Below are 15,180 nucleotides of genomic sequence, written 5' to 3'. Positions count from 1 at the left end.
GTAGCCAGGGGCACCCATCCAGCAAAGTGGTGCGCGGTCGCGGCTCCGCACGTCCCTCCGGGCCGGGCCCGGCTCCGCCCCAGGGGTGACACCGGGAGCGTGTCGCCGCGCGCCGCCGGATCGGCCGGGCCTCTTCCTGGTACCAGCGGGGGATGCCCAGGCCATCACGTTCCCGGCCCGACGACACGGGTTCCGGCGCTCCGTCCGAGGGGCGTCGGCGCCGGATCCGTGCCGCGTCGCGTCAGTTGTTGTCGCGGCGCGGCACGAACCGTACCGGCTCCCGGAGCGGACGGGCCCGGGAGGTGCGGGCGGGGCCGCGCTACGAACTCCGGGTGAACCCCGCGCTGAGGACCGCCGCCGCGTACGCCTGGCGGATCCTCGTCGTGGGAGCGGCCGTGTACGCGGCGTTCGCGGTGCTGGGACGGTTCCACGAGGTCGCGGCGGCCGTCTTCCTCGGCCTGGTCGTCACCGCGGTGCTGGAGCCGGTCACGAACCTGCTGGCCCGCCGGATGCCGCGCCCGCTGGCCGTGGCCGTGGCCCTGATCGGCAGCATCGTCCTCGTCCTCGGCGTGCTGAGCCTGGTCGGCGAGGCGGTCGCCGGGGAGCAGGGCAGGCTGGAGAAGGAGTTCAGTGACGGGCTGGGCAGGATCGAGCAGTGGCTGGAGAGGCCGCCGTTCCGGCTCGCCCGGGGAACGCTCGACGATCTCCAGTCCCGCATCGGACAATTCCTGTCCGGGCATCGCTCCACCATCGTCAGCACCGCCGTCAGCGGTCTGGGGCGGCTCGTGGAAGTGGTGACGGTCCTGGTCCTCGCCGTGTTCTGCTCCGTCTTCTTCATCCACTCGGGCGACCGGCAGTGGCGGTGGTTCTGCGCCCAACTGCCGGAGACGGCCCGGGGCAGGGTGTCGACCGCCGGACGGGCCGCCTGGCGGACCTTCACCGGGTACACGCACGGCATCATCGTGGTGGCGGCGACCAACGCCGTACTCGTGGGCCTGGCGCTGTTCGCCCTCGGGGTGCCGCTGGCGCTCCCCCTGGCCCTGCTGGAGTTCTTCGCCGCCTTCGTCCCCCTGATCGGCTCACCGATCGCGCTCGCGGTCGCCGCCGTGGTCGCACTGGCCGCGAAAGGCCCGGTCGTGGCGGCGGTCGTCGTCGCCCTGATCGTGATCATCGGCCAGATCGAGGGCCACCTCCTGCATCCCCTCGTGATGAGCTGGGCCGTCCGGCTGCACCCGGTCGTGGTCGCGCTCTCGGTGATCGGCGGCGCCATCGCGGCCGGGGTCCTGGGCGCGGTGGTGGCCGTCCCGCTCGTCTCGGTCGCCTGGTCGGTCCGGCAGGCCCTCCGCCGGGCAGAGGGGCCGACCGGGACGTGAATCCGTGCCCCCGGGCCCGGCCGCGGTGCCGCCCCGGGCAGTCCGTCGGGCGATTGCCGGTCAGCCGACGTACCGCCTCGCGGTGCCCTTCCGCTGGGCCTCCTCCAGGGCGGCCAGCCGCGCCTCGATCGCGGGAGGCACCGGTCGCCGCTGACGGAGCACCCAGGGCAGTCCGCCCGCCGCGAGCAGGAAGGCGCGGAGGGAGGCACGGTCCCTCGGAACCGTGGTGAGCAGATACACCGTGCGTCGCAGGGCCGCGCCCGCAGGACGCCGGAGCCAGGTGAACCAGAGCGTGTTGCGGAGCCCGACCACACGCCGGGCGGTGCTGTCGCGCACCGTGGAAGGAGCGTGGTGGACGACCGCTTCCGGAATGTAGGCCAGCCACCAGCCCATCCGCATGAGATCCGTCGCCAGCAGTTCTTCCTCTCCGCCGAGCCAGAGACCCGGATGGAAGCCGCCGGCGGCCCGGAACGCGTCCGTGCGCATCATGGTGGCGCCGGCCAGGAAGGAACCGATGGCCGGGCCGGGAAGCCAGTCCGGCCCGCTGAGGGGTGACTCGCGCAGTTCGGCCACCACGGGGTCGTCCTCCCCCGCCGGTTCGACGACGATCCGTGCCGTGACGGCGGCGAGCCGGGGGTGGCGGTCCAGGTGGTCGGCCGCCACCCGCAGGGCGCCGGGCTCCCACCAGGTGTCGTCGTCGCAGAACGCCACGTAGGGGGTCCGGACATGCCGGACCGCGAGATTGCGGCCGACGGCACCGAGGTTGCGCCCCGGTGCGAGCAGCCGGACGTGCGGGTACTCCCGGGCGACGGCTTCGGCCGTGCCGTCGACGGACGCGTTGTCCGTCACGATCACCGCCGGGCGTTCCGGGATCTCCGCCAGCGATTTGAGCGTACGCAGCAGTTCGGCGCGTCGGTCGTGGGTGATGACCACGACCGTGACGCGTCGGTCCGGTACCGGTCCGTCAGTCATCGTCACCGCCGCTCGTCCCCGCCGGGGCTCCGCGTTCCAGCAGGCGGACCCGGTGCTCGACCGACGGGGGCAGCGGCCGACGGTGCCGGAGCGCCGCGGGAAGTCTGGCCGCGGCGCCGCGCAGGGCGGCGCGGGCGCCCGGCCGGGCGGCCACACCGTCCCTCAGCAGCCCCGCGGTCTCCTTGAGCGCCACCGGAACGGGTCTCCTCAGCCACGCGGTGAGGACGGAGTTGCGCCGCACGGCCGTCGAACGGCCGGGCCGTTCGCCGCGGTCCGGGCAGTGGTGCGAGGTCAGTGAGGGTTCGTACGCCACGCCCCAGCCGGCCGCCGCCAGGTCGTAGGCGAGCAGGGTCTCCTCCGCGCCGAAGAACAGGAGGGCGTGGTAGCCGCCGACTTCGAGAAACGCCGACCTGCGGACCACGGCGGAGCATCCGAGGAAGCCGAGTACCGGTCGGCCCGGCAGGTCCGGGTGGGCCGGCAGGGGGGAACCGGCCAGGACGGCGTTGAGCGGGTCGTCCGATCCGTCCGGCTCGACCACGGTACGCGCGGCCAGCAGACCGAGTCGCGGGTGCCTGTCGAAGAGGGCCTCCGCGGCTTCCAGGGCCCCCGGGGCCCACCAGGAGTCGTCGTCGCTGAACGCCACGTAGGGCGTGGTGGCGTGGCGGGCGGCCAGGTTCCGGCCCATCGCACCGGTGTTGCGGCCGGGGCTCAGCAGCCGGGCCCCCGACGCGTGGGTGCGGACGGCTTCCGCCGTTCCGTCGGTCGACCCGTTGTCGACCACGACCACGGGTGGTCTCTCCGGCAGCGCGCCGAGATGGTCGAGGGTCCGTACGAGGCTCTCGCGACGGTCCCGGGTGATGATCCCGACGGTGGTCCGGGCATCGGGCCGGTGCTTCACGGGCTCCTCCGCGACCGGGCGCGGCACGGCGTCCCGCGTTCTGCGGTGTTCAGGCACGGGCAGTCGCTCCTTCGCGGGGACCGGCACGTCCCAGCGCGTCGAGGGAGGCACCGAGCACGGTGTCGGCGCCCAGGCGCAGAAGGCAGGGGTCCGGCTCGGCGGCGTGCGGGTCGCCCGGCGGCCCCTCGCTCCACAGGGCGATGTGCCGAGGGAGGGGCGGTGGGCCCCACAGGTGCGGGGAGACCGGCCCGAAGAGCGTCACGGAGGGGGCGCCGTGCGCGTAGGCCAGGTGGGCGGGGCCGGTGTCCCCGCTGAGGAAGAGGCGGGCGTGGGCGATCAGGGCCGAGAACGCGTCGAAGGGCAGCGTGGCGGCGAAGGTGTCCCGCGGGCCCAGGCCGGCGGGGCCCGCGACCGACCGACAGAGCTCCCCCTCGCCCGGTCCGGTGACGACGACGACCCGGTGCCCAGCGTCGCGGATCCGGGCGGCGACCGCGGCGTACCGGTCGGCCGGCCAGCGCCGGGCCCCCGAGTCGGCCCCCGGGTGGAGCACGACGGCTCCCGGGGCCGGGGAGGGGCCGGGGGGCGGAGGAATCCGCAGGTCCTCGGGGTCGGCCGGTACCCCGTAGGCGTCCAGGAAGCGGCACCAGCGGTGCCGTTCGTGCTCGTCCGCCCGCCAGCGGGGCGGTGCGGGGTGCCCGGGTTCGGGCCGGGCCGGGGAGAGCAGCCGGGCCGGGGACAGCGCCGCGAGGGCTTCGTGGCTCTCCGGCCCGTTGCCGTGCAGATCGATGGCGACCGCCGGGGGCGCACCGCGCCAGTGGCCGAGCGAGGGGACCCGGCGGCCGTTGTCGGCGGTGCGGAAGTGCCTGTCGACCACCCCGGTCGCGCGGATGGCGGGCCCCAGTCCGGCCGGTGCGGCGAGCACGGTCTCGTGTCCGGGAAAGGCGCGCCGGATCCCGCGCAGGGCGGGCACTCCGGCCAGCAGGTCCCCCAGGCCCAGAGCCCGCAGTACCAGCACGGTCGGCCGTTCTCCGGCCGGGGCGAGGCGGCCCGGCGGCATCGGTTCGTCCATGGTCGCTCACCTTCGCGGGGTGTCGGCCGCGGGCCGTCCGGGTGCCGCGGAGCCGCGGGCGGCGCGCTCGACGAGGCGGCTGCTGGAACGGCCGTCCAGATAGGGCAGGAGGACCACCTGCCCGCCCCAGCTCTCCAGCAGCGCGGCCTCGGGGAGTTCGGCGAGCGCGTAGTCGCCGCCCTTGGCCCAGACGTGCGGCCGCAGTTCGCCCAGGAGCCGCTCCGGGGTGTCCTCGTCGAAGACGGCCACCGCGTCGACGCAGTCCAGTGCCCGCAGGACACGGACCCGGTCGGCGACGGGCACCACCGGTCGGCCGGGGCCCTTGCGGCGCCGTACCGATTCGTCCGAGTTCACGCAGACGATCAGGCAGTCGCCGACCGCGCGGGCGGCCTGGAGGAGTTCGACGTGTCCCGCGTGGATCAGGTCGAAGCAGCCGCCCGCCGCGACGACCGTGCCCTTGTTATCCCGGACGCGGTGGGCGAGCGCGTGTGCGCCTCGGGCGGGGTCGGGTCCGCCGTCGCCGGCCGGGAGCACGTCCAGGGCCGCGTGCGCTCCGCCGTCGGTGACGAACCGGGCCGCCGCCTCCACCGCTTCGCGTACGGCGAGTTCGGTCAGCTCGCCGTCGGCGAGCCGCCCGGCGGCCGTGGCCGCGAACCGGTCCCCCGCCCCGCAGCAGTCCCCCCGCGCCCGCCACGGGGCGGGCACCAGGAGAGGCGGGCCGCCCTGGGAGAGCAGCACTCCGTCGGCGCCCAGGGTGACCGCCACCGAGGCGGCCTCCCAGCGGGCCAGCAACAGTCGCGCGTCCCCGTCCGCGACGCGCAGCTTCTCGCACAGAGCGGCGTCCCGGGGCCGGTTCCCCGGCGCTTCCCGGCTCCGGTCCTCCTTCCCGGGTTCCGGCCCGGCGAAGTGGCGCGCCTCGGCGTAGGCCGGCGTGGCCAGCCGGACACCGGCGACCGGCGGACGGCCGGACGGGTGCGGGTCCCACACCAGCGGGACGTGGCCCGCGGACCGGCTCAGTACGGTGCGCAGGGAGTCCGCCGTACCGCGGCCGTAGTCGGCGACCAGCACCGCCCCGGCGCCGGACACGGCCTCCTCGGCCTCGTCGGTGGCGGGCCCGGCACGGCCGTCCCCGTCGTCGAGGCGGAGCAGGGGGCGTTCGTCCGCCATGATCCTGGTCTTGCACGCCAGCCGGCCCCTGATCGGTATCTCGACGAGCCGGACCCGGTCGCGGAGCATGTCCCGGACCGTGCGGGACGCCGGGTCCTCGCCGAGGGCGGTGACCAGGGTGACGTCCCTTCCGTCCGCGGCGGCGAGGCAGGCGGCGAGCGCGGCGCCGCCCGGGCGTGCGGTTCTCTAGGGGCGGCCCACGACCGGGACGGGGGCGTCGGGGGCGAGTCGTTCGGCCCGCCCCTCGATGTCACGGTCCAGGAGGGCGTCGCCCACGACCAGGAGCGGGGCGCGGGTGGTCATGCGAGGTCCTCCCCGGTCGGTGCGGCGCGGTGCGCTTCGGGCGCGGCGGTCGCCGCGGCGATCTCGCGGTCGAACGCCTCGCAGATCATGTGGACGGCGACGAGGTGGAGTTCCTGCACCGTCGCGGAGGTGTCGGCCTCGACGCAGAGTGCCTCGTGGCTTCCGTCCGCGAGCGGATTCGGCGCGGGACCGGTCAGCGCCCAGACGGACATCCCGATCCGGGTGGCCGCGGTGGCGGCGCTCAGCAGGTTGGCGCTGGCTCCGCTGGTGGACAGGAGCATCAGTACGTCACCGGGGCGTCTGTGGGCGAGCGTCTGCCGGGCGAAGACCTCCTGGACGCCGTAGTCGTTGGCTATGGCCGTGGTGGTGGAGGTGTCCGCGTGCAGGGCCAGCGCGGAGTACGCCGGGCGGTCCTCGCGGTAGCGGCCGACGAGTTCGGCGGTCAGGTGCTGGGCCTGGGCGGCGCTGCCCCCGTTGCCCGCCACGAGCAGCCGTCCTCCGGCGGGCAGGACGCGCGCGAGTGCGGCGCCCCACCGTTCCGTCGCGGAGGCGGCCGTGCGGAACGCGGGGAGGGCGCGGGCCAGGTCGTCGCAGTGCCGGCTCCGGGCGATGAGCTTCATCGGGCCACCCCCGAGAGGACGGGACCGGTGCTCAGCTCGCCGTAGACCTGGGCGACGGCGTCCGCGACCCGGTCCCAGGTGTAGTGGGAGAGCACCCGGGTCCGGCCGGCGACGCCGTAGCGGGCGCGTCGGGCCGGGTCGTCGAGCAGGGAGCGGACGATGCGTGCCAGTTCGCGGTCGGCGCTGCCGTCGGGGGACACCAGTCGGCCGGTCACACCGTCGGCCACGGTGTCGAGGTGGCCGCCGACGGCCGTGGCGACCACGGGCGTGGCGCAGGCCATGGCCTCGATGGGGACGATGCCGAAGGGCTCGTAGCGGGGGAGCGAGAGGACGAGGTCGGCACCGGACATCAGGTGCGGCATCCCCTCCTGCGGAACCCGGCCGAGCATGCGGACCCGGTCCGTCACCCCGTACTCGAAGGCGATCTTGCGGAGTCGTTCCGCCTCGGGGTCGGCGAACAGCAGTGGTGCCTCGGGCCCTCCGGCGATGAGCAGTTCGGCGTCGGGGATGTCCTTCAGCGCCTTGATGGCACGGTCGAAGCCCTTGCGCGGGACGAGCCGGCCGACGGCCAGGAGCCTTCGTGGCCGCGCGGGAGCCCGGCCGGCCGGTGGCACGGGGGCGAAGTGGGCGGTGTCCACACCGCACGGCACCACGCTGATCCTCGTCCGGGGCACGCCCATGGCGACGAGTTCGGACAGTTCGTCGGCACAGGTGGCGATGACCCGGTCGGCCCGGCGTCCGATGCGTGACTCGATGTCGACGCGCTCGGGCGGGCTGGTGTCCGCCGTGCCCTGGTGGCGCTTCTTCACCGTGCCGAGCGCGTGGTACGTCTGCACGACGGGGATGTCCGTGCCGCGGGCGCCCTCCAGGGCCGCCAGTCCCGACATCCAGAAGTGGGCGTGCGCGACATCGGGCCGGGTCATGCGCCAGGCCCGGGCCAGATAGGCGCCGAACTCCGGCATCCAGCGGAGGAGTTCGTCCTTGGGCACGGCCGTGGGCGGGCCCGCCGGCACATGGACGACCTTGACGCCCTGCGGGGTCCGGACCATCGTCGGCGGCTCGGGGGCGTCGCGGCGGGTGTAGACGGTGACGTCGTGTCCCCGCCGGACCAGCCGGTCGGCGAGTTGCGCCACATAGACGTTCTGGCCCCCCGCGTCGGGGCCGCCCAGCTCGGCGAGCGGGCTGGCGTGTTCGGACACCAGGGCGATTCTTCCGGGGCGCGGCTTGACGTACGTCATCGTGTGACCTCTTTCATGAGTCGTTCCCAGTCGCCCAGGAACCGCTGGACTCCGTATCTGTCACGGGCCGCGGCCCGTGCCAGGCGTCCGGTCCGCTCGGCGTGTCCGGGGTCCGCGAGGAAGTACCGCAGGGCGTCCATGAGGACCTCGGGCCGGTTGGACACCACACCCGCTCCGGCGGGTATCGCTTCGTGCGCCTCGGTGGTCCCGAGGGCGACGACGGGCATGCCGAGGAACATGGCCTCCAGGAGCGAGAGGCCGAGCGAGGTCCACCGCACGGGGTGCAGATAGGCCCGGCAGCGGGCCATCGCCCGGTGGAGTTCGCCCTGCGGCAGGTCGGAGGTGCGGCAGAGCGCGGGCGGCACACCGAGATGACGGGCCAGCCCGTCGGTGGCCATTCCGAACACGTCGAGCGGTACCGATCCGGCGAAGGCGGGCAGAAGGTCGGTTCCCGTCGTCCGCCCGCGCCGTATCGGCTCGTTGACGACCACGGCCGCCCGCTCCTCGGTGCCCGTCCAGAGGTGCCCCGGATCGATGATTCCGTGTTCGATCACGCTGGTGGGCGCCCGGCCGTTGTCCCACATCAGTCTGTTGAAGTGGGTGACGTGGACCAGAGGGATGTCGGCACGGTCGGCGAGCGGATGGCGGGTGTCCACGGGCGTGTGGTGCGGGCTGTTGTGTTCGACGTAGACGGCGGGCAGTTCCCGCCCGGGTCTGCGGCCGGTCCATTCGTGTGCCAGTTCCACCTCGTGCGGCCGTTGCAGGACGACGAGGTCGATGTCGTCGGTGCGCAGTTGCCCGGGGGTCCGTTCGCGGACCGATTCCGGCCATGTCCAGGTCCGGGCCCGGCCGAGGCCGTCGGGTCCCCGGTCGGGTGTCACCGGCACGAGGTAGGTGTGCGGGCCCTGGAGGAACGCGGTGAGCCACGAGCCGTGCACGTGCCATACGAGGATGTTCATCCGCTCTCCTTCAGGAGCTTCTGTACCGCGCTCACCACGTCCTGGGCGGTCACGCCCGCGAGGCACGGGTGCCCGGCCACCGGGCAGTGCCGGGAACGGGTGCCGGCGCACGGTGCCCGCTGGTCCCCCAGGAGCACCGTCGGGACTCCGTAGGGAGCCCACCGGGAGGCGGGGACGACCGGCGCGAAGAGGGAGACGACGGGGGTGCCGACCGCCGAGGCCAGGTGCGCGGGCCCGGTGTTGCCGCAGACGAGGGCGTCGGCGGCGGCGAGCACCCCGGCCAGTTGCCGGGGGCCGGTGCGCCCGCCGAGGTCGACCGCCGTGTCGCCGCTCACGAACCGGGTCAGCCGGGTCTCGTCCGGTCCCCCGGTGACGACGACGCGGTGGCCCGCGTCGGCCAGCAGTCCGACCGCCTCGGCGTGCCGTTCGGCGGACCAGGTGCGGGCCGGGGCGCTGGCTCCGGGGTGCACGACCACGTACGGGCCGTTGCCCGTGAGCATCGCGGTGTCGGGGGGAGGCAGGACGCGCAGTCGGCCGTCGTCGCCCTTGCGGGGTACGAATCCCATGGCCGCGGCCGTGTCCAGCGCGGCCTCGGCCTCGTGCCGGTCGGGGCGCCGATGGTGCCGCACGTCCAGGAGCCGGCCGGGGTGGTCGACGCTCTCCGCCCCGATCCGGGGGACGCCCGCCAGGCGGAGCAGCAGTGCGGCCGGGAGCGGGCTCTGGTGGAAGGAGGTCAGGACGAGGGCCGCGTCGTAGGCCCGCTCCCGCAGCGTTCCGACGAGTCCGGCCACCTCCGCCTCGTCCACGGGAGGCGGGTCGACGCCCTCCCACGGGGCCCGCCACACGATCACGTCGTCGACCCCGGGGAGCATCCGGGCGGCGGGTTCGCCGGAGGGGCCGCAGAGCAGGGTGAGACGGTCGGCGGACTCCGCCGCGGCGCGCACGGCCGGTCCGGCGAGCAGCACGTCGCCGAAGCTGTCGAGTCGTACGACGAGTACGTTCATACCGGCCGCCCCGGCTCCAGGCCGCCGTGCCCGCCCGGGCACGGCCGGGCCAGGACACGTCGCACCGCGGTCAGGACGTCCGGGGCGGGGTCGTCCTCGGCGGCGGTCTCCGCCGGCCGGGTGGCCGCGTTGGGAACGAGGATCCCCTCGGCGCCGGCCGCCCGGGCCGCGAGCACGTCCGCCGCGATGTCACCGATCACCACGCAGGCGTCCGGACGGACACCGAGCCGTCGGGAGGCGTCGGTGACCAGTCCTGGCCGCGGTTTGCGGCAGGGGCATCCGAACCCCGGGCGGTGCGGACAGTAGACCCAGACGTCGAAGGGCCCGAGCAGTTCGTCCACCCGGGCGTTGACCCGGCGTACGTCCTCGTGGGTGAGCAGTCCCCGTCCGATGCCGGACTGGTTGGTCACGACGCCCGTCGCGATCCCCGCTTCCCGGACGAGCCGGACGGCCTCGCGGACACCGGGGATCACCGAGACCCGGTCCGGATCCGCGTTGTGGGGCACATCGTGCACGAGCGTCCCGTCCCGGTCGAAGAGTACGGCGGCCGGCCGGCACACCTGGTCGCGCGGCGGGAGTGCCGGGCGGTGGGCGGTCTTCATGGGCGTCCTTTCCAGGGAACTGCCCCCCGGTGCCTGAGCAGCCCCGCGCTCCAGTGCCCGACGGCGAGGGGCGGGATGATCAGGCTCGTCGCGATCATGGTGGTGATCTCGGACGCGGTGCGGGGGCCGGGGGCCGTGCGGGCCCACGAGAACTCCGCCGTGCCGAGCGCCCAGAGGGCCGCCGCCAGCGAGGCTCCCCGGTGCCGCCCCGACAGGGCGAGGGCCACCGCGGCGGCACCGGCCCCGGTGACCGCGAGATGGCGGGGCAGTCGGCCGCGCGGTGCCTCGGCCCTGGCCCACCAGCGCGGTCCGTGCAGGTGGCGCATCAGCGCGTCGTCCGCGTTCCCGCGCTGGGCGCGCACGGACACCCAGCGGTCCGCGGGCCGGACGGGGTGCAGGGTCTCCCGTCGTCCCCGTGCCAGGTCCCAGCCGGCGTCCCGCAGGCGCAGGGCGAGGTCGGCGTCCTCGCGAAAGGCCCGCCGGAAGCGTTCGTCGAATCCGCCCACCGCCCGGAGCGCGTCGGTGCGGTACGCCATGTCGGCGGTCGCCCAGGCCGCGTCCTCCAGTCCCGCCGTGCACCGTTCCCAGTCGGTGGGTCTGCGGTCGACGGCCAGGGGCACGTGCAGTCGGCCCTGGACGCCCACGGTGCGGGGAGGGGCTTCGCGGAGGTCGCGGACGAGGCGGGCGCCCCACCCGGGCAGGATCCGCACGTCGTCGTCGAGGAAGACCACCCATTCGGTGGTCACGTCCCGGAGCCCCGCGTTGCGGGCCGTGGCCGGGCCCCGGCCGTGCGTCGCGAGCACCGTGAGGCGGTCGAGCAGGGGTCCGGCCCCGCGAACGTCGAGCGGACCGGCCGGGGAGGGACGGTCGTCGACCAGGTGGACGGCGTCCGGCGGGGGCAGCGCCGAGGCCGCGAGGGCCCGCAGACAGTCGTCGAGACAGGGGCGGCCGATGGTGGGTACGACGACGGAGTAGCGCGGCGCCCCGGGTGCCGTCTCCCGCTCGGCCGGGCCCCCGGTCCCCGGCCGTCCGGTGTCCTCGCGGCCCGTCATGTGAACGCCTTCGCGCGGCGGACGAGGTAGGGGCCGAGGGCCAGCAGGTCGACCGGCGCGGAGCCGAAGCATTCGAGCGCCTCACGCGGATGGTCGACCATGGGGCGGCCGGCCGTGTTCAGGCTGGTGTTCACCACCACGGGGAGTCCTGTTCGCTGTTCGAACGCCCGGAGCATCCGGGCGACGAGTGGTTCGGTCGCGCTGTCCACGGTCTGCACCCGTGCCGTGCCGTCCACGTGGACGACGGCGGGGATCCGGGGCCGCCATTCCTCGGCGACCTCGTGGACGAAGAGCATGTACGGGCTGGGCAGCGGCCCCCGGAAGAGTCCGGCGGCCCGTTCGGCGAGCACCATGGGGGCGACGGGCCGGAACTCCTCGCGGCCCTTGACGGCGTTGAGGCGGTCGAGGTTCTCCGCGCGTCCCGGGTGAGCGAGCAGGGACCGGTGCCCGAGCGCGCGCGGTCCGTACTCGGCCCGTCCCTGGAACCAGGCGACGATGCCGTCCTGTGCCAACTCCTCCGCGACGGCGGCGGCGACGTCCTCCGGCTCCTCGTAGGGCAGGGCCGCCGCCTCCAGCAGGCGCCGCAGGTGTTCGTCGCTCCATTCCCGTCCGAGTGCGGCGGTCCGCATCGGCCGGGGCCGCACCCGCTCGGCGGTGACGTGGAGTGCGGCGCCGAGGGCGGTGCCCGCGTCGCCGGCCGCGGGCTGCACCCAGATGTCGTCGAAGGGCCCCTCCCGGTGCAGCCGTGCGTTGGCCACGCAGTTCAGGGCCACTCCCCCGGCAAGTGCCAGGGCGGAAGCGCCGGTACGGTCGTGCAGCCAGCGCGCCGTGTCCAGGACCGTCTCCTCCAGGCAGCGCTGCGCGCTGGCGGCGAGGTCGGCGTGGTGGGGGGCGGGTGGTTCGCCGGGGACCCTGCGCGGTGCCAGGTCGGCCCACGGGACTCCGCTGGCGCGGAACCCGCCGTCGCCCGTGCCGTGCACATGGCGGCTGATCTCCTCGGCGAAACGCGGCTCTCCGAACGAGGCCAGCGCCATCACCTTGAACTCGTCGCTGCTGCGCAGGAAGCCGAGGTGTTCGGTGAGTTCCTCGTAGAGGAGACCGAGCGACTCCGGCAGCAACTGCGTGTGCAGGACCTCCAGTCCGCCGTCCTCGTAGTGGCCGGCGAGCTGTGAGGAGCACTCCCCCCGGCCGTCGAGGACCAGGACCGCGCAGTCTCCCAGCGGTGCGGCGAGGCCCGCCGACGCCGCGTGCGCCACGTGGTGGGCGACGAACCGGACTTTGGCGGGGTCCAGCCCCGGCAGGGCCTCGGCGAGGAAGTCCGGGGCCCGGCGGGCGTACATCTGCCGCAGTTCGTCCCACGGGTCGTCGAGGCCCATCCGGTCGGCCGGCAGGGCGGCCCGGGGATCGTACGAGTAGGCCACCGCGTCCAGGTCCGCCGCCGTAAGCCCGGCCTTCTCCAGGCACCACCGGGCGGAGAGTTCCGGCAGCTCCCAGGCCGAGAACGGCAGCGGGCGCTTTCCGTGCTTGCGTCTGCTGAAGCGTTCTTCCTCGGCGGCGGCCACGATCTCCCCGTCGACGACGAGCGCCGCCGCCGGGTCGTGGAACAGGGCGTTGATACCGAGCACGCGCATGCGCACACCCTTCAGAGGTCGCGGGCCGGGGGCTCGGCCGTCGGTCCGGTCCGTGAGGCGAAGTAGGCGATGGTCTGCTCCAGGCCGTCCTCCCAGGACACCCTCGGCTCCCAGCCGAACAGCTCGCGGGCGAGCGTCGTGTCGGGGCGGCGGCGTGCCGGTTCGTCGGCCGGGCGGTCCATGTACTCGACCCGGGAGGCGGAGTCGGTCAGCTTGACCACTCTGCGGGCGATCTCCAGGACGGTGGTCTCGTCGCTGCCGCCGATGTTGACCGGTCGCACCGATCGGCTGGCGGCCACCCGCAGCACTCCTTCGACCGTGTCGTCGACGTAGCACAGCGATCTGGTCTGGCCGCCGTCGCCGGAGACCGTCAGGGGTTCTCCGGCGAGCGCCTGGCAGATGAACGTGGGGACCGCGCGGCCGTCGTGGGCCCGCATCCTCGGTCCGTACGTGTTGAAGAGCCGGACGATTCCGGCGTTCGTCCCCTCGGCCGCGGCGTGCGCGGTGACCAGGGCTTCGGAGAAGCGTTTCGACTCGTCGTAGACGCTGCGCGGACCCACCGGGTTGACGTTGCCCCAGTAGTCCTCGCGCTGTGGGTGGACCAGGGGATCGCCGTACACCTCCGACGTGGAGGCGAGCAGCAGCCGTGCCCCGTCCCTGGCGGCCAGGGACAGGAGGTTGCGGGTGCCGAGGCTGCCGGCGTCCAGCGTCTCCAGCGGCAGGCTGAGGTAGTCGGCCGGCGAGGCGGGGCAGGCGAAGTGCAGGACGAGGTCGTAGGGGCCGGGAAGCTGCCGCGCGCACGAGGCGTCCACGACATCGCAGTTGACGAACCGGAAGCCGGGTACGCCGATGAGATGGGCGATGTTCTCCGCCGATCCGGTCACCAGATTGTCGGCGCAGTCCACCTCGACCCCGCCCTTGAGGAGGCGCTCGCAGAGATGGGAGCCGAGAAAGCCGGCGCCGCCGGCCACAACGGCTCGTCGCCACGGCCAGGGTTCAGCCGATGAGGGCATCATGGGGCGGACTCCTCTTCCACGGGGGTGTGGCGGACCGGAGCGGACCGGCCGGCTGTTCGGCGTTCCGCCCGGTGCGTCACCGGATCGGGTACGGGGCGTCGTGATCGGGTCACCCGGCTGCACTGTGTACGGAGACCGGGACCGATGTCCGGGAGCCGCGTCCGTGGTCCTCGCCACGGCCCGCCCGCTCGCCCCGTCCCGTCCGCGCCGCCGCTTCCTGACGGCCACCGGGCGCGCACTCACGGCGCCCGGTCACAGGAACTGATTCTGCCGAACCACGGCCCGTTCGCATCCCGGGCGTACCGTGGGAACGGATCGACGAAGGGACTGCCCCATGCACGAAGACATTCGCGCCGCCCTCGACGACCTCCTCTCCCCCCGCACCCCGACGGGCCGGGTGCTGGTCACCGGATGGTTCAGCTTCCCGGACGGAGAGGTCACCGCCGGGGACGCGCTGGCCCAGCGAACCGTGTCGCGGGCGCTCGACCATCTGGGTGTCGGACACGACACCGCCTGGAGCCCCGTCTTCGCACCCGGCGAACTCTCGCTGGAGTCGGCCCTCCCCGGCCGCTACGAGCAGGTGTTGTTCGTCTGCGGCCCCGTGCACGGGGAGCAGGTGGCCGGACTGCACCAGCGGTATGCCGCCTGCCGACGGCTGGCCGTGGGGGTGAGCGTCGTGGACCCCGGGTCGCCCGCGGTCACCGGCTTCCACCGCGTCCTGCCACGGGACGCGCCCGGACGCGGCTCCCTGCCGGACCTGGCGACGGCCGCCGGCGTCGGCCCTGGACGCCCGTTGGCGGGAGTGGCCCTGACGATGGGTCAGGGAGAGTACGGTGCGCGGCGGCGCCACACCGAGGCGGGTGAGGCCGTGCTCCGCTGGCTCGCCCGCAAGGACTGCGCCCGGGTGGAGGCCGACACCCGACTGGCCCGTGACGACTGGCGCCTGTGCCGGAGCGCGGACCAGTACCTCTCCCTCGTGGGGAAGCTGGACGTCATGGTCACCAACCGTCTGCACGGGCTGGTGCTGTCGCTGCGCATGGGGGTGCCGGTGCTGGCGCTCGACCCGGTGCGCGGCGGCGCCAAGGTCACCGCCCAGGCCGACGTGCTGGGCTGGCCCGCCCTGCTGGCCTGCGACGACATCTCGGACCGGGCGCTGGACGGCTGGTGGGAGTGGTGTCTGTCCCCCGCGGGAAGCGCCGCGGCCCGCCGACTCGGGGCTTTCATGGTGCGGAACGCGTGAGCCCCGACGCGTTCCCCGTACCGCGATCCGGTGCGG

General features: G+C 74.6%; 13 protein-coding genes and 1 pseudogene. 2 read left to right on the top strand and 12 right to left on the bottom strand.

What is annotated here, in order from left to right:
• The first annotated feature begins 332 nt into the window (after positions 1–332).
• Entirely contained in the window at positions 333–1,373 is a 1,041-nt protein-coding gene (locus tag ACF08W_RS03190) for an AI-2E family transporter (protein WP_385216507.1), read from the top strand.
• A gap of 60 nt (positions 1,374–1,433) precedes the next feature.
• On the opposite strand, the gene ACF08W_RS03185 is transcribed toward ACF08W_RS03190, so the two are convergent.
• From ACF08W_RS03185 to ACF08W_RS03130, 12 genes and pseudogenes are all read right to left on the bottom strand, one after another.
• The gene (locus ACF08W_RS03185) at positions 1,434–2,345 is read right to left on the bottom strand and encodes a glycosyltransferase family 2 protein (RefSeq protein ID WP_392278212.1); all 912 of its coding nucleotides are present in this window, start codon (positions 2,343–2,345) and stop codon (positions 1,434–1,436) included.
• The gene (locus ACF08W_RS03180) at positions 2,338–3,243 is read right to left on the bottom strand and encodes a glycosyltransferase family 2 protein (protein WP_385216591.1); all 906 of its coding nucleotides are present in this window, start codon (positions 3,241–3,243) and stop codon (positions 2,338–2,340) included. The genes ACF08W_RS03185 and ACF08W_RS03180 overlap by 8 nt, the downstream gene beginning before the upstream one ends.
• A gap of 49 nt (positions 3,244–3,292) precedes the next feature.
• Complete coding sequence (locus tag ACF08W_RS03175; protein WP_392278211.1) at positions 3,293–4,312, bottom strand: glycosyltransferase family 9 protein; 1,020 nt, start codon at positions 4,310–4,312, stop codon at positions 3,293–3,295.
• Between the two features lie 6 nt (positions 4,313–4,318).
• A pseudogene (gene rfaE2 / locus ACF08W_RS03170) lies at positions 4,319–5,782 on the bottom strand (D-glycero-beta-D-manno-heptose 1-phosphate adenylyltransferase).
• Positions 5,779–6,402, bottom strand: coding sequence for an SIS domain-containing protein (locus ACF08W_RS03165; protein WP_392278210.1), 624 nt, complete (start codon positions 6,400–6,402; stop codon positions 5,779–5,781). Before ACF08W_RS03165 ends, rfaE2 begins: the two are co-directional and overlap by 4 nt.
• Complete coding sequence (locus tag ACF08W_RS03160) at positions 6,399–7,640, bottom strand: glycosyltransferase (protein WP_392278209.1); 1,242 nt, start codon at positions 7,638–7,640, stop codon at positions 6,399–6,401. The genes ACF08W_RS03165 and ACF08W_RS03160 overlap by 4 nt, the downstream gene beginning before the upstream one ends.
• Positions 7,637–8,599 (bottom strand): glycosyltransferase, encoded by a 963-nt coding sequence (locus ACF08W_RS03155; protein WP_385216487.1) that lies wholly within the window; start codon positions 8,597–8,599, stop codon positions 7,637–7,639. Before ACF08W_RS03155 ends, ACF08W_RS03160 begins: the two co-directional genes overlap by 4 nt.
• Positions 8,596–9,603: a glycosyltransferase family 9 protein gene (locus ACF08W_RS03150; RefSeq protein ID WP_385216484.1), complete on the bottom strand. Its 1,008-nt coding sequence runs from the start codon at positions 9,601–9,603 to the stop codon at positions 8,596–8,598. Before ACF08W_RS03150 ends, ACF08W_RS03155 begins: the two co-directional genes overlap by 4 nt.
• Positions 9,600–10,205 (bottom strand): D-glycero-alpha-D-manno-heptose-1,7-bisphosphate 7-phosphatase, encoded by a 606-nt coding sequence (locus ACF08W_RS03145; protein WP_385216481.1) that lies wholly within the window; start codon positions 10,203–10,205, stop codon positions 9,600–9,602. The genes ACF08W_RS03150 and ACF08W_RS03145 overlap by 4 nt, the downstream gene beginning before the upstream one ends.
• Positions 10,202–11,257, bottom strand: coding sequence for a glycosyltransferase family 2 protein (locus ACF08W_RS03140; protein WP_392278208.1), 1,056 nt, complete (start codon positions 11,255–11,257; stop codon positions 10,202–10,204). Before ACF08W_RS03140 ends, ACF08W_RS03145 begins: the two co-directional genes overlap by 4 nt.
• Complete coding sequence (locus tag ACF08W_RS03135) at positions 11,254–12,888, bottom strand: carbamoyltransferase (RefSeq protein WP_392278207.1); 1,635 nt, start codon at positions 12,886–12,888, stop codon at positions 11,254–11,256. Before ACF08W_RS03135 ends, ACF08W_RS03140 begins: the two co-directional genes overlap by 4 nt.
• An 11-nt stretch (positions 12,889–12,899) precedes the next feature.
• Complete coding sequence (locus tag ACF08W_RS03130; RefSeq protein WP_392278206.1) at positions 12,900–13,904, bottom strand: NAD-dependent epimerase/dehydratase family protein; 1,005 nt, start codon at positions 13,902–13,904, stop codon at positions 12,900–12,902.
• A 334-nt stretch (positions 13,905–14,238) separates the two neighbouring features.
• Here ACF08W_RS03130 and ACF08W_RS03125 point away from each other — a divergent pair, with 334 nt between their 5' ends.
• A complete protein-coding gene (locus tag ACF08W_RS03125; RefSeq protein ID WP_392278205.1) occupies positions 14,239–15,144 on the top strand; it encodes a polysaccharide pyruvyl transferase family protein in 906 nt (301 codons plus the stop codon).
• Positions 15,145–15,180 lie beyond the last annotated feature (36 nt).

Origin of the sequence: Streptomyces sp. NPDC015144, assembly GCF_043079735.1 — a bacterium.
Lineage (GTDB): Bacteria > Actinomycetota > Actinomycetes > Streptomycetales > Streptomycetaceae > Streptomyces.
Note: the sequence above shows the minus strand (reverse complement) of the source record. Positions and strands in the feature narration are given on the sequence as shown.